The 22,013-nt window shown below is 60.3% G+C and carries 13 protein-coding genes and 1 tRNA gene; 9 read left to right on the top strand and 5 right to left on the bottom strand.

Going from position 1 to position 22,013, the window contains the following annotated elements; all coding sequences use genetic code 11:
- Nucleotides 1-30: 30 nt before the first annotated feature.
- A complete protein-coding gene (locus tag RB602_RS01620; RefSeq protein WP_317082347.1) occupies nt 31-9,555 on the bottom strand; it encodes a hypothetical protein in 9,525 nt (3,174 codons plus the stop codon).
- A gap of 417 nt (nt 9,556-9,972) precedes the next feature.
- Here RB602_RS01620 and RB602_RS01615 point away from each other — a divergent pair, with 417 nt between their 5' ends.
- The gene (locus RB602_RS01615; protein WP_317082345.1) at nt 9,973-11,529 is read left to right on the top strand and encodes a winged helix-turn-helix domain-containing tetratricopeptide repeat protein; all 1,557 of its coding nucleotides are present in this window, start codon (nt 9,973-9,975) and stop codon (nt 11,527-11,529) included.
- A 345-nt stretch (nt 11,530-11,874) separates the two neighbouring features.
- Here the strand turns inward: RB602_RS01615 and RB602_RS01610 are convergent.
- A tRNA-Leu gene (locus tag RB602_RS01610) sits at nt 11,875-11,963 on the bottom strand.
- A gap of 266 nt (nt 11,964-12,229) precedes the next feature.
- On the opposite strand from RB602_RS01610, the gene RB602_RS01605 reads away from it, so the two are divergent.
- Nucleotides 12,230-12,490, top strand: a complete 261-nt coding sequence (locus RB602_RS01605) for a hypothetical protein (RefSeq protein ID WP_317082342.1) — start codon at nt 12,230-12,232, stop codon at nt 12,488-12,490.
- A gap of 16 nt (nt 12,491-12,506) precedes the next feature.
- Here RB602_RS01605 and RB602_RS01600 read toward each other — a convergent pair whose 3' ends face one another.
- Nucleotides 12,507-13,382 carry a zinc-ribbon domain-containing protein gene (locus tag RB602_RS01600; RefSeq protein ID WP_317082340.1) on the bottom strand — a complete coding sequence of 292 codons (876 nt, stop codon included), beginning with the start codon at nt 13,380-13,382 and terminating at the stop codon, nt 12,507-12,509.
- A 268-nt stretch (nt 13,383-13,650) separates the two neighbouring features.
- Here RB602_RS01600 and ftsE point away from each other — a divergent pair, with 268 nt between their 5' ends.
- The 4 genes from ftsE (at nt 13,651) to RB602_RS01580 (ending at nt 16,578) form a co-directional block, all read left to right on the top strand.
- Nucleotides 13,651-14,403, top strand: a complete 753-nt coding sequence (ftsE, locus tag RB602_RS01595; protein ID WP_317082338.1) for a cell division ATP-binding protein FtsE — start codon at nt 13,651-13,653, stop codon at nt 14,401-14,403.
- Nucleotides 14,404-14,468: 65 nt separating this feature from the next.
- A complete protein-coding gene (locus tag RB602_RS01590; RefSeq protein WP_317082336.1) occupies nt 14,469-15,296 on the top strand; it encodes a cell division protein FtsX in 828 nt (275 codons plus the stop codon).
- Nucleotides 15,297-15,306: 10 nt separating this feature from the next.
- Nucleotides 15,307-15,837, top strand: a complete 531-nt coding sequence (locus tag RB602_RS01585; protein WP_317082334.1) for a YdcF family protein — start codon at nt 15,307-15,309, stop codon at nt 15,835-15,837.
- A 6-nt stretch (nt 15,838-15,843) separates the two neighbouring features.
- Complete coding sequence (locus RB602_RS01580) at nt 15,844-16,578, top strand: lysophospholipid acyltransferase family protein (protein ID WP_317082332.1); 735 nt, start codon at nt 15,844-15,846, stop codon at nt 16,576-16,578.
- Nucleotides 16,579-16,849: 271 nt separating this feature from the next.
- Here the strand turns inward: RB602_RS01580 and RB602_RS01575 are convergent, their stop codons facing one another.
- Both RB602_RS01575 and hisC read right to left on the bottom strand, forming a co-directional pair.
- Nucleotides 16,850-17,755 (bottom strand): prephenate/arogenate dehydrogenase family protein, encoded by a 906-nt coding sequence (locus tag RB602_RS01575; protein ID WP_317082330.1) that lies wholly within the window; start codon nt 17,753-17,755, stop codon nt 16,850-16,852.
- Entirely contained in the window at nt 17,752-18,861 is a 1,110-nt protein-coding gene (hisC, locus tag RB602_RS01570; RefSeq protein ID WP_317082327.1) for a histidinol-phosphate transaminase, read from the bottom strand. The genes RB602_RS01575 and hisC overlap by 4 nt, the downstream gene beginning before the upstream one ends.
- Nucleotides 18,862-19,215: 354 nt before the next feature.
- On the opposite strand from hisC, the gene metX reads away from it, so the two are divergent.
- From metX to RB602_RS01555, 3 genes are all read left to right on the top strand, one after another.
- Nucleotides 19,216-20,361 carry a homoserine O-acetyltransferase MetX gene (gene metX, locus RB602_RS01565; RefSeq protein WP_317084615.1) on the top strand — a complete coding sequence of 382 codons (1,146 nt, stop codon included), beginning with the start codon at nt 19,216-19,218 and terminating at the stop codon, nt 20,359-20,361.
- A 118-nt stretch (nt 20,362-20,479) separates the two neighbouring features.
- The gene (metW, locus tag RB602_RS01560; RefSeq protein ID WP_317082325.1) at nt 20,480-21,073 is read left to right on the top strand and encodes a methionine biosynthesis protein MetW; all 594 of its coding nucleotides are present in this window, start codon (nt 20,480-20,482) and stop codon (nt 21,071-21,073) included.
- A 364-nt stretch (nt 21,074-21,437) separates the two neighbouring features.
- Entirely contained in the window at nt 21,438-22,013 is a 576-nt protein-coding gene (locus RB602_RS01555) for a cytochrome b (RefSeq protein WP_317082323.1), read from the top strand.

Genomic DNA, 22,013 nt, shown 5'->3' with positions numbered 1-22,013 from the left:
GTTTGCCGCACGAGATAGTTTGATGTGCCCTCAAAACTCCCCGGCAATGCCGGCACGCACTGCGGTCGAGTTGCCGCCTGCATAGCTCACACCTGCGGTGACCGCGAATGGTGCTTCGCTGTCGAGGCGATGCATCAGGCCGAGGGAGAAGCCGACCTCACCGCGATACACCGCAAAGTTGCTGGCATAGCTTGTCCGCCCCGCTGCGCTTGGGAAATGCGGGTTGGCTTGTGCTGCGATCGAGGCGATGCCGCGCTGCGCATCGCGGTCCACCGTATTGGCGAGATCGAAAGCGGCGACCATCTGCCCTTCCAGCGTCGCCACCCGGCCATCCAGCTGGTTGAGCGAGGCGAGGTTGAGGCTGCTGGTACCAAGATTGCCCAGTGCGTCGGTGGTGACCAGACTGACAACGCCCTGTTGCGCGGCATTGCTGACATCAGAAGTGAGACCTGCAAACCGATAGGTTGAGACGCTTGAGCCCAGCGCAACATGGTTGGGACGATCGGCGATGGCACCATTGCCGATCGCGACGGCGCCATCGGCAGTGGCCATTGCGCCATTGCCCAGTGCGATTGCCCCTTCTCCATTGGCGACATTCAGATTGCCCAAGGCAACGGCACCGGTGCCGGTAGCACTATTGCCTGCGCCCAGCGCCACCGCTCCGGTGCCGATGGCGCTATTGGGATTGCCGATAGCGACCGCGCCATCGCCGCTGGCGACATTGCTATAGCCGATGGAGACCGACTGGCCGTTGCTGGCCTCGGCCATGGCACCAATGGCCACCGAGCGGTCGCCCGATGCCGTGCTTTGTGGGCCGATGGCAACTGCATCGCTGCCGGTTGCGCTGGAGCCTGGTTCAGTTGAATTAACCGCAAAATATTCCAGCTCCTCGCTGTTGCTCTCGGCGAGCGCAAAGGCCGCATCGGCGTCCACCTGCGCCTGCATTGCATTGTTGCGGGCCAGATCGGCATCGGCCTGCGCCTCAACCGCACGTTGAAACGCCGCATCGGCCTGTGCCTGAGCTTCGGCACTGTCCACACCAGCCTGCGTCGCGGCCATCATGGCGTCGCGCGCCTCAACCCGAGCCTCGTCTGCTGTTAGCTGCGCCGTCGCGGCATCGTTAAACGCCTGATCGGCTCGCGCCTGTGCCGCCGCGGCATTGGATATGGCCGTATTGGCCGTCCCTTGCGCGGTTGCAGCATCGGACAGTGCTTGATCGGCGGTGTTTTGCGCAGCTGCTGCGCTTGCCGTGTTGGCGGCGATAAGGCCATCCTGCACAACATTCTCACTGAGCGCCTGATCCGCTGATGATTGGGCAGCGGCGGCATTGGCCAACGCCGTATCCGCGGTTCCCTTTGCAGTCGCGGCGTCCGCCAATGCCTGATCCGCAGTGCTTTGCGCTGCGGCTGCACTGGTGGCGTTGGCGGCGATCAGGCCATCTTGCACAACATTTTCGGCCAATGCCTGATCGGCCGATGATTGCGCCGTGGCGGCATTGGCCAGGGCCGTATCAGCGGTGCCTTGCGCCGTCGCCGCATCGGCAAGCGCCTGATCTGCCGTGTTTTGCGCCGCGGCCGCACTGGCGGCGTTGCCAGCGATCAGGCCATTTTGGGTGACATTCTCGCTGAGCGCCTGATCGGCAGAGCTTTGGGCGGTGGCGGCATTGGCCAAAGCGGTGTCGGCAGTGCCCTGCGCACCGGCGGCATCGGCCAGCGCCTGTGTAGCATCATTTTGCGCCGCATCGGCGGCGGTTTGCGCTGTGCTGGCGGCATCGCCCACGGTCGTCAGCTGTGCCAGATTGACCGCGTCCGTATCCTGCGTTCCGGCTGCAACATTGACGATCTGCCGCTCGCTGCCCACCGCGCCAACAGAGACAGTGCTGTTGCGATCGGCGACCGATCCCGCGCCCAGCGCCACCGCATTGGTGATGTTGTCGCCGACAATCGCGCCATTGCCGAGGGCAATGCCGTTAACGGCACCATTGCCGACCTGTGCATTTTGTCCGATGGCTATGCCATCTGTGCCGAAAGCCACCGCGCCTGCGCCAGTGGAGTTGACATCAAAATAGGCCAGCTCTTCGGCATTGGCATCGGCGCTGTCCTGAGCTGCATCCGCACTGGCTTGCGCATCCGAAGCATCGGACAGAGCCTGATCGGCATCGGTCTGGGCATCGTCCGCCGCAGTTTGCGCTGTTGCTGCGTCCGCAAGGGCCTGTGTTGCATCACCTTGCGCGGCGGCTGCATCTGTCAGCGCCTGTGTCGCGTCATTCTGCGCCGCATCGGCCGCAGTTTGCGCGGTGGTAGTTGCATCACCCACCGCAGTCAGCTGCGCCAGATTGACCGCATCGCTGTCCTGTGTGCCAGCGGCGAGATTGGTGATCTGCCGCTCGCTGCCGGCCGCACCCACAGAAACGCTATTATCGCGATCCGCAACCGAGTCCGCGCCCAAGGCCACTGCATTTGCGCCCGAGGCTGCACTTGCCTGCCCTATCGCCACCGCATTTGCGCCGCTCGCATTGGCGGCCAGACCGGTGCTGTTGATCGCAACAAAGGGATTACCGCCGACAGAGACATTGGCGATGGCGGTATTGAGCTGCCCGACCGTAGCTGCATCCGCATCTGCGGTGCCATCGGCAACATTGACAATACGGCGCTCACTACCCGCCGCGCCAACCGAAACGGTGTTATCCTCATCAGCCACCGAACCGGCACCGATAGCGACCGAGTTTGCACCAGTCACGCTTGCCGCGCCTGCACCATTGGCCGCGAAGAAGACGAGTTCGTCCGCATTAGCATCTGCCGCTGTCTGAGCAGAAGCCGCATCCGCCAAAGCCTGCGTCGCATCACCCTGAGCGCCATCAGCCGACGATTGGGCTGCGGCCGCATTTGCCAGCGCCTGTGTTGCATCGCCCTGTGCCGCTGCTGCTGCTGTGGCTACAGTATCGACCTGGCCGACAGTCGCTGCATCCGTTGCTGCGCTGCCGTCAGCAACATTGACGATACGACGTTCAGCGCCACTGGCACCCACAGAGACCGTATCCGCCTGATCAGCGACCGAGCCAGCCCCCAGCGCCACCGCATTGGCCGCTGTTGCCGATGCGTCTTTACCGAAGGCCAGGCTGTTTTGCGCAGTGGTATCAATAAAGGCGCTTTCGCCTATCGCCACCCCATCGGCGGCCAGCGCCCTGGCATCATCGCCAATGGCAATGCCGTTATCGCCCTCGACCAGACTGTCATCGCCAATCGCTATGGCGTCATCAGCAAGGGCAACGGCCTGCGCGCCCAAGGCCACCGCATCTTCACCCGATGCCAGGCTTTCTGAGCCAAAGGCGACCGCGAAATCGCCATCGGCGAGCGCGTTAAAGCCTATCGCAACGCTGTCGACATTGGTCGCGGTGGAAAAGGTGCCAATGGCAATGGAATCGAGCCCGGCCGCAGACGCGCCATCACCCGTGGCGATGGAGCTTTCGCCCAGGGCGACCGCATCCGCCCCCAGCGCGATGGCATAGTCACCTATGGCCTGCGCACCGATCTCGATATTGGGATCAGAAGGAAAGTCGACGTCATTACCATCGCTGCCAATCGCAATCGCGCCTTCACCAGCGGCAACCACGGTGCGCCCCACAGCAATGGCGCGCTCATTCTGGGCCTGAGCGCCTGCGCCCACCCCGACACTGTCAGCAAAGGCCGCCGAGCCTGCGCCGACTGCCGTGGCATCCGCGCCCAAGGCTTCGGCCGCATTGCCGATGGCGGTTGCGTCACCCTCGGTTGCTTCCGCGCTGAAGCCGACAGCGGTTGAACCGCCGCCCAAGGCTTCTGCGGAGGCACCCAGCGCAACCGATTGGGACTGGGTCGCATCGGCTCCGCGTCCGATAGCGAGCGCTACCGGGCCGCTCGCCACCGCTTCCTGACCAATGGCAATTGCATCGGTGCCGGTCGCGCTGGCCGCTGTGCCGGTGGAGTTGACGACGACATAGTCGCTGCCGGCAAAGCCCGCGCCGCTGATGGCGGCGTTCAACTGGCCCACGGTTGCCACATCATTATCGCCTGTGCCGTCCGCGACGTTGACGATGCGGCGTTCGAAACCAGGCGAGCCGACCGAGACGGTGTTGGCTTGATCGGCTACAGAACTCGCCCCGAGAGCAACGCTGCTGTTGACGGTTGCGCGGGCATTTGACCCCAGCGCAACAGAGCTGAAGTTCGTCGCTCTGGAGTTCTGCCCCAAAGCAAGAGCTTGAAGGCCCGAAGCGTTGGCGTTGCGGCCCAGTGCGGCTGCCCCGGCTCCACTGGCGGCAGAATTCGCACCGACCGCAACCGTGCTCTCCCCGCTCGAAACCGCCTCGCTGCCCAAGGCAACCGAGCGTTCCCCACTCGCCAAAGAATCGGACCCAATCGCGGTCGATTGCTCTCCCGAAGCCAGTGTGCCGTCGCCATCAAAATCGCCATCGCCGCCAATGGCTATGCTGCCATCGGCGACGGCGGCGGCAATGCCGCCGAGGGCTATCGATTCCGCACCACTGGCTCCGGCTGCGTTTCCAAGCGCCAAAGAATTGACGCCGACTGCCTGAGATCCAGGTCCTACTGCGATCGCGTTCGTTGCTGTAGCGCTGGCCGCTGCGCCGATTGAGTTCACATCGAAGTACGCCAGTTCAGCGCTGTTGGCATCGGCAACGCTCGACACCGCGTTAAGCTGGCCCACGGTTGCCGCGTCATTATCGCCTGTGCCGTCCGCGACGTTGACGATGCGGCGTTGATTGGTTGCGGAGCCCACCGAAACCGTGTTCGCCTGATCGGCCCGGGACCCAGCGCCAAGCGCCACGCTGTTGCGAGCGGTTGCGCGGGCGGTGGGACCCACCGCGACGGCGCTAGTGTCGGTCGCTCTGGAGTCTTGACCCAACGCCAAGGAAGTGACCCCACTTGCCGTAGCGAGATGTCCCAAGGCGGATGACAATTCGCCGCTCGCCACCGCATCGGAGCCGATGGCCGTGGCAAGCTCGCCCGTGGCTTGGGCGCCGTCACCGCTAGAATCGCTATCGCCGCCGATGGCTACGCTCCCGTTCTCTGTGGCGTCGGACTGGCGACCGATCGCAATGCTCTCAATTCCGCTTGCAACAGAGCCGCCGCCCAAGGCGATCGTTCCTTGCTGATTGGCTGTGGCTGACTGCCCCAAAGCGAGAGCTTGAACACCCGAAGCGTTGGCGTTGCGGCCCAGCGCGACGGCGCCGCCCTCGCTGGCGACGGAATTCGCGCCGACCGCGACCGAACTGGTCCCGCTGGCGTTGGCGTTTCGTCCCACGGCGGTGGCGTTGCTTGCCATGGCGAACGCATTGGCACCCAAGGCGGTCGCGTTGTTGGCTGAGGCATCGGCAAGGGCACCAACTGCTAGGGAGAGTTCTCCGCTTGCTTCGGATCCGCTGCCAAAGGCCGAGGACAATTCCCCGCTCGCCAACGAGGCGGAGCCGACGGCGGTGGACGATTCCCCGCTGGCCTGCGCGCCATCCGCGCCTCCGTTCGTACCGCCCAGCGCCACGCTGCCAAATCCAGAGGCATCGGATCGAAAACCAACCGCAAGACTCCCCTCGTCAGAGGCATTGGCTTGGTTGCCAATCGCGGTGCTTCGCGCGCCGCTGGCCACCGATTCCGCGCCGAGGGCGATCACTCTGTCGCTATTGGCCTCAGCATCTCGGCCGATCGCAATCGTATCCGTGTTTGTTGCGCGCGCATTGGACCCAATCGCGACGGCATCAGCTCCCGAAGCATTGGCGGCTGCGCCGGTGGAGTTCACATCGAGATAGATCGATCCACCGCCCGCACCGGCAATCGCGGCGTTGAGCTGGCTCAGGTTAACCGCGTCATTATCGCCCGTCGCATCGGCGACGTTGACAATGCGGCGCTCGCTGCCGGAGGACCCGACCGAAACCGTGTTCGCAGTATCGGCTATAGAGCCAGCGCCCAGAGCAACCGCATTATCGGCGCGGGCAACGGCCTGATCACCAAGGGCAACCGTGCGGTTAATATTCAGCGTCGCACCGCCCGAGCCATTGGTACCTGCAAGGCTACCGATGGCGATATTGCTATTGCCTGCGACATTGGTGCCTGCTCTGATGCCCGTGGCGATATTGTCATCTCCCGTCACTGACCCACCGGCATCGACACCGCTGGCAATATTGCGGTTGCCGTCAACCGCAAGCCCTGCCGCATATCCGCTGGCAATATTATTCTCGCCATCGACTAAACGGCCGGCTGATCTGCCCAGTGCAATATTATTATAGCCGGTAACGCGTGTGCCGGCAGAGACGCCGCTGGCGAGATTATACCCCCCGGAAACAGAGCTGCCCGCACCTGCGCCGGTTGCGATATTGACTTCACCTGTGCTGTTGGCGCCAGCAGCATTGCCTATCGACACGCCACCATCACTTGAAGAAAAGGCACTATCGCCAATGACCACTGATGACTGGCCGCTTGCTCGCGCTCCTGAACCAATGGCAACCGCATCATCAGCGCTGGCGACAGCCTCATCACCAAGGGCAACTGTGCGGTTAATATTCAGCGTGGCACCGCCCGGAGAATTGGTGCCTGCATTTCTGCCTAAAGCGATATTGCTATCGCCGGAGATGTTTCTACCTGCAGAATAACCACTGGAAATATTATCGTTTCCGGTAACATTTCTGCCAGCAGAATAGCCATTGGCAATATTGTGATCGCCCAAGACAGCGAGTCCGGCATATCTGCCGCTGGCAAAGTTATAGTCGCCTGTCACGCTCTGGCCTGCAAATGTGCCAGTGGCAATATTGTAGCTGCCTGAGACATTGGTGCCGGAAGTGGTGCCAAAGGCAATATTGGCATCACCAGTGACACTTCCGCCGGCAAAACGGCCACCGGCTATGTTGCCATTGCCATCGACATCCTGACCCGCAGCTTCGCCGCTGGCGACATTGCCCGCACCCGTGGTGCCAATACCTGCATTATTGCCGATCGCGACTCCGGCCGTACCAGCGGCCACAGCGCCATTGCCTATCCCTATGGCGTTACCTGCCAGGGCGCGCGTGTTTGCCCCGATGGCGACGGAACCCTGTGCGCCCGCTTCCGAATTGAAGCCCAAGGCGCTGCCAAAGCGAACTGCTTGCGCGCCGCTGCCGATAGCGGTGGATTCGCCGAAGCTGGCTTGTGCGCCCGCGCCAAGGGCCGTTGTGTCTTCGGCGCTGGCGTTGCTGTCTTCGCCAATGGCAATGGCGCGCGAATCTCCTGCGGTGCTGTCGCCGCCAATGGCAATCGCGCCGGTGCCGCCTGCGCTGGCCGCTGCAGTGGTTGAATCGACGTCGAGATAGATCGAACCCCCGCCCGCTCCCGCAATCGCGGCGTTGAGCTGGCCCACAGTGGCGGCGTCGGTGTCGGTCGTGCCATCCGCGACATTGACGATGCGGCGTTCCGAACCGGCCGCGCCGACCGAAACGGTATTCGCGGTATCCGCTATAGAGCCTGCACCCAATGCAACCGCGTCATCGGCTCTGGCTATGGCCGCATCGCCAATGGCAACCGTGCGGTCGATATTCAGCGTGGGACCAGCGCCCGAACCATTGGTGCCTGCAAGTCTGCCGATAGCGATATTCCTGCTGCCCGAAATACTACCGCCAGCGAAATTGCCATTGGCAATATTGGTGTTTCCAGTAACGTTCCGACCCGCATAATAGCCGGAGGCGTGGTTGTAGTTTCCGTCAATATATCTGCCTGCGCCTTCCCCGATGGCCGTATTATAGCCGCCGTCGACATCGCGGCCTGCGTCGGGACCAAAAGCGATGTTGGAACTGCCAACAACATCTCTGCCGGAATTTATGCCGATGGCGGTATTGGCGATACCTGTGATATTTCTGCCTGCGGAATAGCCACTGGCGATATTGAAGCTGCCATCGACAGCCCGGCCCGAATTTCTGCCACTGGCGATATTGTCGGGGCCGGAGGTGCCAATGCCGGAGCCTCTGCCTATTGCGATGCCATCTACACCCGCAGCAGCGGCGCTATTGCCGATTGCGGTGGCATTGTTGCCGCTCGCTGTGGCGTCCATGCCGAGAGCAATGGCCGCGTCCCCGGTGGCCTGCGCACCCTCATTCCCAGTATCGTTACCGTCGCCACCAATGGCGATGGAACCGGTCTGATTGGCCACGCTTGAGCGACCCAATGCCAGAGCGTTGGTGCCCGAAGCGTTGGCCTGGCGGCCCAGCGACACCGCGCCAATGGCTGTGGCCTGCGCGTCGGTGCCCACAGCGGTCGCGGTGACTGCGGTTGCATCGCTGTTCTGGCCGATTGCGAGTGCCTCGCTGGCGCTGGAAATGGCGAGGCGGCCAAATGCGGTGCCGAACGCCGCTGCCTGCGCACCTGCGCCAATAGCGGTGGCGTCCTCGCCATTGGCTTGGGAATCGCCTCCAAGTGCAACGGAATTGGCACCCGATGCGATCGAACCCTGGTTCCCTCCGTCGGTTCCGTCGCCGCCAATTGCGACCGAGTTCTCGCCGGTCGCTGCGCTTCTTGTACCTATGGAGATCGCACTTTGCCCGCCCGCATTCGCATTGGCACCCAGCGCCGTGGCATTGATCGCCCCCACATCGGCGCTGTGCCCAATCGCAGTCGTGTCGTTGAAATCGGCTATGGTCCCCTGCCCTGCAGCGAATGATTGGTCACCGCTGGCATTGGCACCTTGTCCGATAGCGATAGAGTTAAGGCCGCTCGAAACAGCAGCGCTTCCAATCGCGGTGGACCCCCCACGGCTTGCCTGTGCACCATTTCCCAGAGCGGTGGCACGTAAGTTCGCCACCGAATTGAAGCCAATCGCGGTGCTTTCATTGCCCGTGGCGTTCGCACCTGTGCCGACTGCTGTTGTTCCATTAAAGCCCGCAGCCCGCGCGCCTTGACCGATGGCAGTGGCATCATCGCGCCCCGCTAACGAGCCCACGCCAAAGGCGCTTGAGCGTTGCCCGATAGCCTGGGCGTTCTGGCCGCTGGCTGTGGTATCGGGCGCGGTAGCGGACGCGTTTGCGCCAAAGGCGCTGGAGCGCACACCGCTGGCAACAGCGCCTTGCCCTAATGCGGTGGACGAAGTGGCTGACGCTCTGGCCGCATTGCCGATGGCGGTGGCGTTGATGGCGTTGCCCGGGTTCCCATCATTGCTGCCTGCCCGCGCGTCAAACCCTATAGCCGTTGCGCCATTGTCATAAGCCTTGGCCTCGTTGCCCAGCGCAGTAGACTGGTTTCCCGCAGCAAGCGCGCCTTCATCATCAGCGTCGCCGCCATCGCCGCCAATGGCCACCGAGTCGGTGCCCGATGCCTCGGCTCTGGGGCCAACTGCGGTGCTCGCTGAGCCGCTGGCGATTGCGTTTGGACCACAGGCAAGACGGCCACTGCCGCTGGCGCTGTTGGCCCCGCCGGTACCATTTGCGGTGCCATCGCCATTGGTGTCGAGGATACAATCCTCCGCCCTCGCTTCCTGCGGCGTGATCAGCAGCGTGGTGGTGCCCGCCGTCAATATGGTGCTGAGCAAAAGCGAATTGCGGATGTTCCTCATGGGGTAATACTCCTGTTTTCTTGGCGCGACACGGGCGACCGAAAAGATTTTTGCGTGCGTTGCGTGGTTGATGAAGGCGCGCGCATCGCGGCGCGTGACAGGCTGGGACAAGCCCTGCGGTAAAATACGCCTGGACCCAGGCTCATCATCTCTTCCCCGCCTTCCATCACTCTTGTGCAAACCGTTGCAGGTTTTACAGATGTCACAAGCGGAGAATTCAAAAAAACGCGTTATATTTCAACCTTTAACGCAAGTCTCTCTCGTTAACGCGCGGTAAAATAGGCGCTAATGGAGGCGACGGATTCCTGCTAATCACTTCATATTTATGAGGGATTGGGATAAACCTCCCAAGAACCTCCAAAATTGCATGCCGCCATCGATTGGGCGGCAGCAATCTGACATTTGGGTGACGTGCTGGTGCGCTATCGTTTTCATGAGTTTGAGTTCTCGCCGATCAATCGCGAGCTGCGGCGCAAGGGCGATATTGTCGCGCTGCCTGCCACCGTGCGCGCCATGCTGGCGCATCTGATCGACAATCGGCATCGCGTTTGCACACGCGAGGAGCTGGCAAAGGCCGCCTGGCCCGACCATCTTGTGGCCGATCACACGCTGACCGCGCGGCTCAGCGATCTGCGCCGCGCGCTCGCCAGCGCCAAGCGACCAAATCCTGTGCGCACGGTTTATGGCAAGGGGGTGCAATTTGTCGGCGAGGTGGAGCTTGATAGCGCACGCATCACATTGGCGGATCGGGCAGAGGAGGCAGCTGGCCAAAAGGAGCAGACCAGAGGGCGGCCATCAATCGCGGTGCTGCCTTTCAAGCAAAGCTCCGGGTCGCCAGAACAAGTCGCCGTCTCTGATGCACTTCCCGATGATATAATCTCTGAACTCACCAATCTCCGCTGGCTGTTCGTCATCGCACGCGGATCGACCTTCCGCTTTCCATCCTATCAGCACAGCCTGACAGAGATCGGACGCGAGTTGCAGGTGCGCTATTGCCTCTCGGGCGAGGTCAGAGATGAGGGCGACAAGCTGCGGATCACCGTCGAACTGGCAGAGACTGTTGGCGAGACGATCCTTTGGCGCGACAGCTTCACCACCAAAATCACCGGCGCGCATGAATTGCGTCAGGAAATCGTCTCGCGCATTGCCAGCGAGCTTGATCGCAGGATCACCGATCATGAAATTGCCCAGGCCCGACTGAAGAACCCGAATAGCCTGGATGCCTGGGGCGTATATCATAATGGTCTCGCCAAGGTGCTCGGCCATAACACGCAAAACCTGGATGGCGCGCTTGCCGATTTCTCGCGCTGTATCGAATTCGACCCGCGTTTCGCGCGCGGCTATACCGGGCTGGTGCACACCCGCTGGCTGCGCACGCTCCAGCTGGAGCTCGACCAGAAAGCAGCGGAATTGACCGGGATGATCGAGGCGGCAAAGCAAGCCGAACAGATTGATCCCGGTGACCCTTCCGTGCTGGTATCCATGGGCCGCGCGAGCTGGTTTACCGGGCGGATCGACACCGCGAAGGACCAGTTCAGGCACGCTCTCAAGGTCGCGCCCAGCTCGACCGCAGCGCTCACCAATCTGGCTGGCCTGCACATGCTACTGGGTGAGGCAGAGGCCAGCATCGATGCCAATTCCGAAGCCATCGCGCTCAGTCCGCTAGACCCCAATATGCACACCTGGCTGGCCACGCAAATGGGCGCGCTGCTCCAACTTGGCCGCGCCGAAGAGGCCATTGAACATGCAGAGCGTGCCATAGCTTCGCCCAAGGCCATCATGCCGACCTATGCCATGGCGCTTCTGACCTATCATCAAGCTGACCATAAGGAGCGCGGGATGGAATTGGCGGATCAGCTCAAGCAAATGAAGCCTGAATTCAGCGTTGTCGAAATCAGCCGAAAAATGCCCATGCTCCAACGTTTCAAAGACGCGTTTGACGAGGCGTTCTCCGAATTCGGCCTTGATGCCTAGGGTCAGGATGCATTAAATTGCTGGAGCGAGGTTTGAAGCAATTTGCCCTTGTGCGAGGAAGGAAAGCGCAGTCGATAGTGGTTCTATCGCAAGCTTTTCTGACGTGGCACAGGGGCAAATTGGTCAAATCCCGAAGGAACGTCAAAATGACTTCCATCTCGACCAAAAACACGCTTGGAAAGGCAACCAGCCTTCCCGGCGCGTGTTTTCGCCCGATATGTTCGTCATTTTGACGCCTCGCCCATCAATTTAATGCATCCTGACCCTAGTGCATGAAAGACTTGGCGCTGTTTTTATAGCCGCCAATATTACCACTGGGTTAGCTCTGCTGCGATGTTAGAATAATGGTGCGGTCGAGAAGACTCGAACTTCCACGGGGTGTTATCCCCACAGCGACCTCAACGCTGCGCGTCTACCAATTCCGCCACGACCGCACACTTCGATGGTGAAAACCGGCGCCATGGCCAGTATCTGGTAGCACCGCTTGTCAGCGGCAGGGGCGAGCCATTAGCAAGTCCGCCGCCGGTGCGCAAGCCGCCTTATGCGCGCTTTATGCATGGCCTTTGGTTTATGAATCCGTTGCGGGGTGTGCCAGCATGGGGCAGATCAGCGGATATGTCGGAAAACCAAGCGTTTCTGTGCCCGTTTTCGTTCCGTTAACTGTCTTTGCCGCTCGACAGACAGGGTAAACAGCCGGTTAATGCGCGGCATGCCTGTCTCGTCGATCACGCTGTTGCTGCTACAAGGGGCCGCCTTATCGGCGACCGCCACTGCAGAGTCGCCAAGACATGGTGCGGCCAAAGCGAGCGCCGTCGCGACCGCAACCATTGTCAGAGCGGACTCCGCGCGCGGCATGGTGATGGAGCAGACACAGCAGAGTGTGGATCACAAGCGGCTAATAAAGGCGTCAGCGCAAATCCGGCGCACAGAAAAGGGCGCATTGCTGGTCGAGTATCGCTAGGCTTGCAACCGAGCCGTCAGAGCGCTCCCGGCGCCCAGCTGATCTCAGCCTTTACTGCTGATCTTGGAATGTCCAGCAGGGCTTCGTCAAAGCGCGCTTCTTCGCCGGGTCCGAGGCTGGCGACCGGCGCGCGGATTTCCTGTTCATAGACAATGCGATCATCGGCATTGCGCAATACGATCAGCATATCGGGGACATCGCGGCGCTCCGCACTTTTGTTGATGACGCTGCCGCTGGCGGCGAACAGCTCGGTGCCATCGGGCAGGGTGCGGCGGTCATCCTCGTCTATCGGCAGGTTTATTTCCAGCCCGACAACCGCGGCCTCGGGCACGGATTGGCCGAAAGAGAAACCCGCTGGCAGGCCATAGACATACAGCCATCCGATCAGCAGCGCGGCAATCAGTGCAAAGCCGATAGCTGCCCGGGTCCACAGCTTCGCTGGATTGCGGCGGGGCTTGAATGGCGGCTCATGGGCGAAAGGGTCTTTTGCCGGAAAGTCGTCCATATAGGGACTATCATCGCCATAGGCAGGCGCATCGCTGTGGGTTTCGGTCGCAGCACTTACGTCTTGGCCTGGTGGTGCATTATGAAGTGGAGGCGATGTCGCCGGTGCGGCAATGGTCTTGTCGCTATCCTCAGCATCCTGTGCCGCAACCGTATCCTCCGCGTCCGGCTCCTGATATGGCGCGGATTCTGCCGGAGCCGTTGGCTTTGATACCGGCTCTTCTCTGCTGGCAGTTGGCAGCACCGTGTCTTTCTCAAGCTCCAGCACCGGCCCTTGCTGATGCCAGCTATGGCCGCATTTGGCACAGCGCACCGTGCGCCCGGTGGCGCCAATCGCGGTATCCGGAACCGCATAGCGTGTACCGCAGGATGGACAGGCAATAATCATGTTACGCGCAAAAACCTCATGCTAATAGGGTGCGTTCCATCGCGAAAGATTCTAACCACATTGGGAGGAATCCCCGCAAGAGTTTCACATCAGTTATGCGCCAAAAAACCTGCACCTAGCCTTGACGCACTGGCTGCTTGGCGGCGTTGGGTGCCATGCAACCTTTGCAGGGCAGGTTCTGGCGCGTATAGCAGCATCCAATATGGTGCAAATAGGTGCCGAAATCGGAATGTCAGTTGGGAAGGGCGTTAGCCAATACAGAGCGTAGATGCAGGAAATCGTTACATTTGATAATGTTGGCCTGCGCTATGGCACAGGCAATGAAGTGCTCAGCGATATCAGCTTTCGCCTGTTTCCCGGCAGCTTTTACTTTCTCACCGGTGCATCGGGCGCGGGCAAAACCTCATTGCTCAAATTACTCTATCTGGCCCAGAGACCGAGCCGCGGTGTCATCCATATGTTTGATACCGATATTGTCACGCTGACCCGCGATCGGCTCCCCGGTTTCCGGCGGCGTATCGGCGTGGTGTTTCAGGACTTCCGGCTGGTGCCGCATCTTTCAGCCTTTGACAATGTCGCGCTGCCTTTACGCGTCGCGGGGGTCGTAGAGCAGGATTTGCAGGGACCGGTCCGCGAGATGCTGGATTGGGTGGGCCTTGATGACCGTGCTGACGCCCGGCCAGCGACGCTTTCCGGCGGGGAGCAGCAACGCGTCGCCATTGCCCGCGCCGTGATTGCGCGACCTGAGATTTTGGTCGCTGACGAGCCGACCGGAAATGTGGATCCGGATATGGCCTTGCGGCTGCTGAAACTGTTTGAAGCGCTGAACCGTCTGGGGACGACCGTGGTGGTCGCCACCCATGACGTGCACCTGCTCTCTCAAGTGCGCGATGCCCATATGATGCGGCTCAATCGGGGTGCCTTGTCTGACCCGACAGGGGCGTTGCGCAATCCGCCAAGACCGTCTGATCGTGACATTCCCGCAGCTGATCCCGGTGGCTTGCCTGAGGCGCTGCAATGATCGGGCCTTTACAAGCAACAGCAGCGGAAAAACGACTGATTCCAGAGGGGCGGCTATCTGGCCCCATGCCCTGGGTCATCGCGATCATGATTGTCTTCACCTTATTGGCCGTCGCCAGCGGGTTGGCTTTACGCAGTGCGGCGCAAGGCATGAATGCCGAGCTTGCCGGGCGGGTGACGGTGCAGATTGTCGCCGCCGATCCGGTGCAGCAACAGGCAGAGCGCCAAGCGGCGGAGAAGATTCTCGATGGGCTGGATATTGTTGACCGGCGTAAGACCCTGAGCGATGCGGAGGTTGATGATTTGCTGACTCCCTGGCTTGGCGAGCAGGATATGGCCGACACCATCACCATCCCGACGATGATCGACCTTGATCTTGTCGGCACAGCCGATGAAGCGGCCTTAGGCACGTTGCGTGAAGCGCTTGGCGAAGAGGCGCCCTCGGCGCGCATTGATGCGCATGGGGCTTGGCTGCGCCCTGTTTTTGACCTGTTGCAATCCTTGCAGATTCTGGTTGGCCTGTTGGTGTTGCTGCTGGTGATCGCCATGGTTGCTGCGGTGATGCTCTCGGTGCGCAGTGCATTGAACACCCATGGCGACACCATCAATGTCATGCATTTATTGGGCGCGACGGATGTTCAGGTGGCACGGTTGTTCCAGCGCAGGGTGGCGCTGGACGCCGCCTTTGGCAGCCTTGTGGGCGCAGGCATTGCCGCGCTGCTGCTGCTTTTGCTCGGTCAGCAGGTGATGCAGCTTGATGCGGGATTGCTGAATGCCGGGCAATTGCAGTGGATGGATCTGGTTGTGCTTGCACTGGTGCCGATAGCGGTTATTGCGCTGACGATTATCACCGCGCGCATCACAGTGCTGGTCGCCCTGAAGAAAACACTATAATTATCGCTTTATGATTATCCGTATTTTTGCCCTTCTCCTGCTGAGCTGGATTATCGGCTTTGTCGTCTTCGCTGTGTCGCTTCCGCTGCCGCTTGAGGAGCAGAAGACCGATGCCATTGTTGTCCTGACGGGTGGACCGAAGCGGATTGATCGCGGGCTGGAAGCGGTTGAGAAAGACTGGTCCAAGGCGATGCTGATCACCGGGGTCGACCGCCAGGTGCTGCGCGAGGAACTTGTGGCGCAATATCCCGATCATGAAGCGACGTTCAATTGCTGCATTGATCTTGGTTTTGCGGCTGTCGATACCCGCACCAATGCGCTGGAAATGGCGCGCTGGGTGGCGAAGGGCGAGTATGACAGCGTGCGGCTGATTACCTCGGATTGGCACATGCATCGCGCCGCCTTTGAGATTGGCCGGGCAATGCCGGACAATGTCACCATCTATCAGGATGCGGTGCGTGGTCAGCCATCTTTGGAAACGTTGTTCAGGGAATATAACAAATATCTGCTGCGTCTTGCCGGGGCGCTAACCGGGGTGTGACCGCACATGTTGGCCGCATTGTCGACACTCATCGCTGCGATCCGCACGGCGCTGTTCACACTTGTCTTTTATCTCGGCTCGGTGCCCTTTGTCATTATCGCGGCCATCATGGCCCCCTTATCCATGCCGCTATTGCGCAAGGTTGCGCATAGCTGGGGGCATTTTCACTATGGCTGTGTCCGCTGGCTGCTGGGTATCCGGGTAGAGATCGATGGCCATTTCCGGCACGGTCCGGTGCTTTATGCCATCCGCCACGAATCCTTTTTTGAGGCGATAGAGCTGTTGCGCTTGCACGATCGTCCGGTGCCGATAGCCAAGAAACAGCTTTCCGGCGTCCCGCTATGGAGCATGGTGGCTGAGCGTTATGGCATGATCTATGTCGACCGTTCGGGTGGTGCCAAAGCGCTGCGGGCGATGTTGAAGGCGGCAAAGGGCTATACCGATGATGGTCGACCGCTGATTATCTTCCCCGAAGGCACCAGAATGCGTCATGGCGAGCAGCGTAAACTGCAATCGGGCTTTGCCGGGCTCTATCGCATGCTCGGCCTTACGGTCGTGCCAGTTGCGGTGAATAGCGGGCGGCTATTGGGGCCGTATAATCGGATAAAATATGCGGGCGTTATAACCTATAAGATTGGTGAGCCTATCCCGCCGGGTCTGGATCGGGAAGAGATGGAAGCGCGGGTGACGGAAGCGATCAATGCGCTTAATGGCGAGGATGTGGCTGATAAAGTTTCATAAAAGCCACTAAGGGAAAAAGTATAAAAGGGATTGTGCTTTGTTGCGGGGGAATCTGATCAGGCGCTGACGATTTACCTGCTGAGCGGGCCATAGTATTTTCCGTCCCCAAAAGGGGACGGAGGCTTTTTTGCTTGTTCTGCACATGGAACATCGGTCTCGATTGCTAGCCAAGGGATCGGCTGGATACGCCCTCTTCTTTCCTTTTTCCCTTTGTGGCTTTTATGAAACCTGCCTTGGTGCGATCCCACCTGCCAACGAGCCAAGAAAACTCTCACCCATGATCCCGTCCGAAATCGGGTTCGGCCACATCCTGTCCTTCATCAATAATCCCCCGCCGGATGGCGCGGGTGCGGGTGAAGAGGTCTTCCAATGTGTCGCCCTCATCGCGGCGGATGGCGCGTTGCAGGGCGGTCAGGTCTTCAGTGAAGCGTTGCAGCATATCCAGCACCGCCTCACGATTGGAAAGAAATACATCGCGCCACATCACCGGATCAGAAGCGGCAATGCGGGTGAAATCACGGAAACCCCCGGCGGAATATTTGATCACCTCGGATCGGGTCACGCTCTCCAGATCGCTGGCAGTGCCCACAATGGTATAGGCGATAAGGTGCGGCAAATGGCTGGTGACGGCGAGCACCAGATCATGATGCTCGGCATCCATGCGCTCGACATTGGCACCGAGCGCGCTCCAGAACGCTTCCAGCCGCGCAATATCGCTTTCATCGGTGTTGTCATCGGGGGTGATGATGCACCAGCGGCCTTCAAACAGGCTGGCAAAACCGGCATCCGGCCCGCTTTTCTCGGTCCCCGCCACCGGATGGGCCGGGATGATGGTGGCATCGGGCAGGGCGCTGCGCAGATCATTGAGCACGCTGGCCTTGCATGAGCCGACATCGCTGATGATCGCATCTGCACCGATATGCGGCGCGATATCGCGTCCCACCGCCGCCATCGCACCGACCGGGACGCATAGCAGCACCAGATCAGCCTCGGCGAGCGGCGCATAATCGCTATGCACCGCGTCAAATAGTCCCAACTCTTCGGCGCGCTGGCGTGTCGCGGGGTCGCGATCAAAGCCGCTTAACCGACTTTCGGGCAGCTTTTCACGCACCGCGCGCGCAACCGAACTGCCGATCAGGCCGGTGCCGATAATCGCGATATGGGTAAAGGCTCTCATGAGTGCACCCCGCTTTCAAGCAGCGCGCGCAAGGCTTGTATCAGCCCGCGCATCTCCGCCTCGGTGCCGATGCTGATGCGCAGGCAATTGGCAAGCCCCTGACCGGGCAGCCAGCGGGTGATATAGCCTGCAGCGGCCAGCCCGTTATAGGCGGCTTCTGCGGTCAACGTGCCATCAAAGCGAACCAGCAGGAAATTGGCGTGGCTGGGAATAGCGTGTAGCCCGTGATTGCCCAGTGTCGCAATCTCATCGGCCAACCATTGCCGCCATTCAGCATTATGCGCGCGCGAACGGGCGACAAAACGCTGATCCTCCAGCGCGGCCATCGCTGCGGCCTGCCCGGAAGAGGTGACATTAAACGGCGCACGGATGCGGTTGATGGTGTCGATCAGCTCCGGCGCACCAAAGGCCCAGCCGATACGCTGCGCTGCCAAGCCATAGATTTTCGAGAATGTGCGGGTGATCAGCACATTGTCATATTCGCGTGCCAGCGCGAACGGATCGCGCCCGGGGAGTGGATCAAGATATTCTTCATATGCCTGATCAAGCACGAGCAGCACATTGGCGGGCAGGGCGGCGTGCAGCCGCTCTATCTCGCTATCAGGCAATAGCGTGCCGGTGGGATTATTGGGATTGGCGAGGAAGATTACCCGCGTCTTGTCGGTTATACAGGCGATGATTGCATCAACATCGCTGCCATAATCTGTGTCCGGCGCGATCACCGGTTCCGCGCCGATACGCCGCGTTGCGATATCATAGACCGAAAAGCCATAACGCACATGGATGATTGCATCGCCCGGCCCGGCATAGCCTTGCGCCGCAAGATTAAGCAGCTCATCCGAGCCGGTGCCGCAGACAATCTGATCCATTGGCAAATCGTGCAACTCGCTGAGAGCCGCGCGCAAAGCGATGCAATCCGGGTCAGGATAGCGCGCGGTTTTGGCCTCAGCATCGCTCGCCAGGCTTGCGATTGCAGCGGCGGACGCGCCCAGCGGGTTCTCGTTAGACGACAGCTTGACCGGCACCCGATCCCCGGCGAGCTTCGACTTGCCCGGGCTATAGGCCGATATCGCGCTGATCCAGGGTTTTGGCTGCGGGGCAGTCATGCGGTTCTCTTCTGTCTTGCCATATCAGGCCCTTAGCGAGGCTTTGAGTCATTGTGAATATATTGCTTCTCCCCTCCTCTTCAGAGGAGGGGCAGTGAGACTTAGGGCCGTAAGGCCCTTAGTCGCAGCGGGGTGGTGCCGCAGCAAAGAAAGAATTCGCTGGCGCGAGCGATACTAAAGTATCGCCACCACCCCAACCAGTTGACAGGAAAGCTGAGGTCGAAATTGCCCCCGGCAATTTCTAAAACATGCTGGGAGCATGTTTTACCTCGGCTTTACTGACAACTCTCTGAAGAGGAGGGGCTTATTGGCAATCATTGACAGCCAGAGCCAAACCGCTCTAGCGCCATGGCAATGACTTCCGCCGCTTCCCCTGCCGCTGATGATAGCCGCTTTGGCCGTGACCGAAAGGTGTCGCTCATGGGTCCGCTGCCGCTTGATTGTGGCGCGGAACTCAGCCCGGTGGAACTGGCCTATGAGAGTTATGGCACGCTCAATGCCGATGCCAGCAATGCGGTGTTGGTCTGCCATGCTTTGACCGGTGACCAATATGTCGCCAGCGAGCACCCGGTAACGGGTAAGCCCGGATGGTGGGCACGGCTGGTTGGACCCGGCAAGCCGGTGGATACGGATCACTTTTGCGTTATCTGCGTCAATGTCATTGGCAGCTGTATGGGCTCCTCCGGCCCGGCGACGATCAACCCTGCGACCGATGCGCCCTGGGGCATGGATTTCCCGGTGATCACCATTGCCGATATGGTGCGCGCGCAGGCGTTGCTGCTCGACCATCTGGGCATAGAAAAGCTGGCGGCGGTGGTTGGCGGCTCGATGGGCGGGATGCAGGCGCTTAGCTGGCCGGTGCTGTTTCCTGATCGGGTGCAGGCATCTTTGGTCATTGCCTCGGCAGCGCGCCATTCGGCGCAGAATATCGCCTTTCATGAGGTTGGGCGCCAGGCGATTATGGCCGATCCACGCTGGCGCGGTGGCGCTTATTATGCCGATGGCGATGCGCCAGCATCGGGGCTGGCCGTGGCCCGTATGGCGGCGCATATCACCTATCTCTCTGAAGCGGGCCTTACCGAAAAATTCGGGCGGCGTCTGCAGGACAGAGATGCCAAGAGTTTCGGCTTTGATGCCGATTTTCAGGTCGAGAGCTATTTGCGGCATCAGGGGATCAGCTTTGTCGATCGTTTTGATGCCAATAGCTATCTCTATATCACCCGAGCGATGGACTATTTTGATCTTGCCGATCAGGGCGATGGCTCGCTGGCACAGGCGTTGGGACGGGCCAAAGCGCGTTTCTGCCTGATAAGCTTTGATACCGACTGGCTTTATCCGACCGCGGAATCGCGCCGCATCGTCCATGCGCTCAATGCCGCCGGGGCGGAGGCCAGCTTTGTCGAGCTGTCCTCGCCCTTTGGCCATGATGCGTTTTTGCTGGAGAATCCCGAAATGGACCGCGTCGTCAGTGGCTTCCTTGGTAATGGGGGCGAGGTGTGATGTACCTATATACAAACTTCGTCACCCTGAACTTGTTTCAGGGTCCCATGCCGGCGCTGCGGAACTTGTGGCTCGGGATGCTGAAACAAGTTCAGCATGACGAATTAGGGTGGGTAGGATGACCACCAACCTCCGCCCTGACCTGGCCGTCATTTATGACCAGATTGCCCCCAATTCACGCGTGTTGGATATTGGCTGTGGCGAAGGCACGTTGCTCGCTGCGCTGAGGCAAGACAAAGCGGTGGATGCTCGAGGGCTGGAGATCAATCCGGTCAAGGTCGCTACGGCCATGGGCAAAGGCCTGTCCGTGGTGCAGGGCGATGCCGATACCGATCTTGCTGATTATCCGGCGGGTGGCTTTGATTATGCGGTGCTGAGCCAGACGCTGCAGACCACCGATCACCCTGACCGCATTGTGGAATCGCTATTGCGGATTGGTGCGCGCGCTTTCGTCAGCTTCCCCAATTTCGCCCATTGGCGCGTCCGACTGAACCTGCTGACCGGTGGGCGCATGCCGGTCACCCGGCTGATCCCGGAACGCTGGTATAACACCCCCAATATCCACCATGTCACCATTGCCGATTTTGAAGATCTGATCGCAGAGCGCGGCTGGCAGGTTGAGGGTAGATGGTTCCTTAGCGGTGATGCGACGACTGGTCATATGATGGGCAATTTGCTTGCTGAACATGCGGTGTTTCTGCTTCGGGGCTAGGTTTTCGCGCGGAGACACGAAGCCGCGGAGATTAAGCCCTCTCCCCTTAGAGTTGATTTCATTTACATTGAATCGTCATTGCGAGGAGGCCGAACTTGTTTCGGGCGACGCGGCAATCCAGAGCAGGTGCGTGTTGCCCTGGATTGGTTGACCTTCGGTCGCCTTCGGCCCGCTACGCTCGCAATGACGTGTTTCAAGCTAAGTGAAAAACAGTCTAGGCGAGGGAGAATGATGTCTGCGCGCATATGCGGACACCCAACCGCCAAAAACCCACCTCTTAAAAATCTTCGCGCTCTTCGCGAGAAACCAAAGCATCACGCAAAATACTGGCCATCGCCAAAGGTCGCTGCTAATGATGCGCATTATGAATTCAGAAGCCCTTTCCTCATCCTCCGCAAGCGGTCAGAATGACCGTTATCACGGCGTTGCCCAGCTCCTGCATTGGCTGATGGCCCTTATGATCATCACCATGGTGGTGATCGGCCTGTTTCATGAGGGCTGGACCGATGAGGTGAAGGGCGTGACCATGCGATTGCACAAGTCGCTCGGGATTACGGTCTTTGCGCTGGTGCTGATCAGGCTCGGCTGGCGGCTGACGCATAAGCCGCCCCCCTATACACCGCCGCTCCCGGCTTGGCAGAAGACGCTGGCGACAGCGGTTCACTGGCTGTTCTATGCGCTGATGATTGGCCTGCCGATTGGCGGCTATCTGATGTCGTCAGGCGGCAGTCGGCCGATGCTATGGTTTGGTGTCGAGCTTCCCAAGGTGCCGATTGAGCGTGAATCGGCGCTTTGGGAGATGGCGCATCAGGGCCATAGCTGGGGTGGCTATGTCATGGCTGGATTAATCGTGCTGCACATTACCGCTGCCGCGTACCACCTGGTTTCCGGTTTCGACAATACGGTCGAACGCATGATGCCCGGCGGATCGAGCGACTAA

Source organism: Parasphingorhabdus sp. SCSIO 66989, from assembly GCF_032852305.1.
Taxonomy (GTDB): Bacteria; Pseudomonadota; Alphaproteobacteria; order Sphingomonadales; family Sphingomonadaceae; genus Alterisphingorhabdus; species Alterisphingorhabdus coralli.
This window is presented reverse-complemented; position numbering and strand designations above follow the sequence as displayed.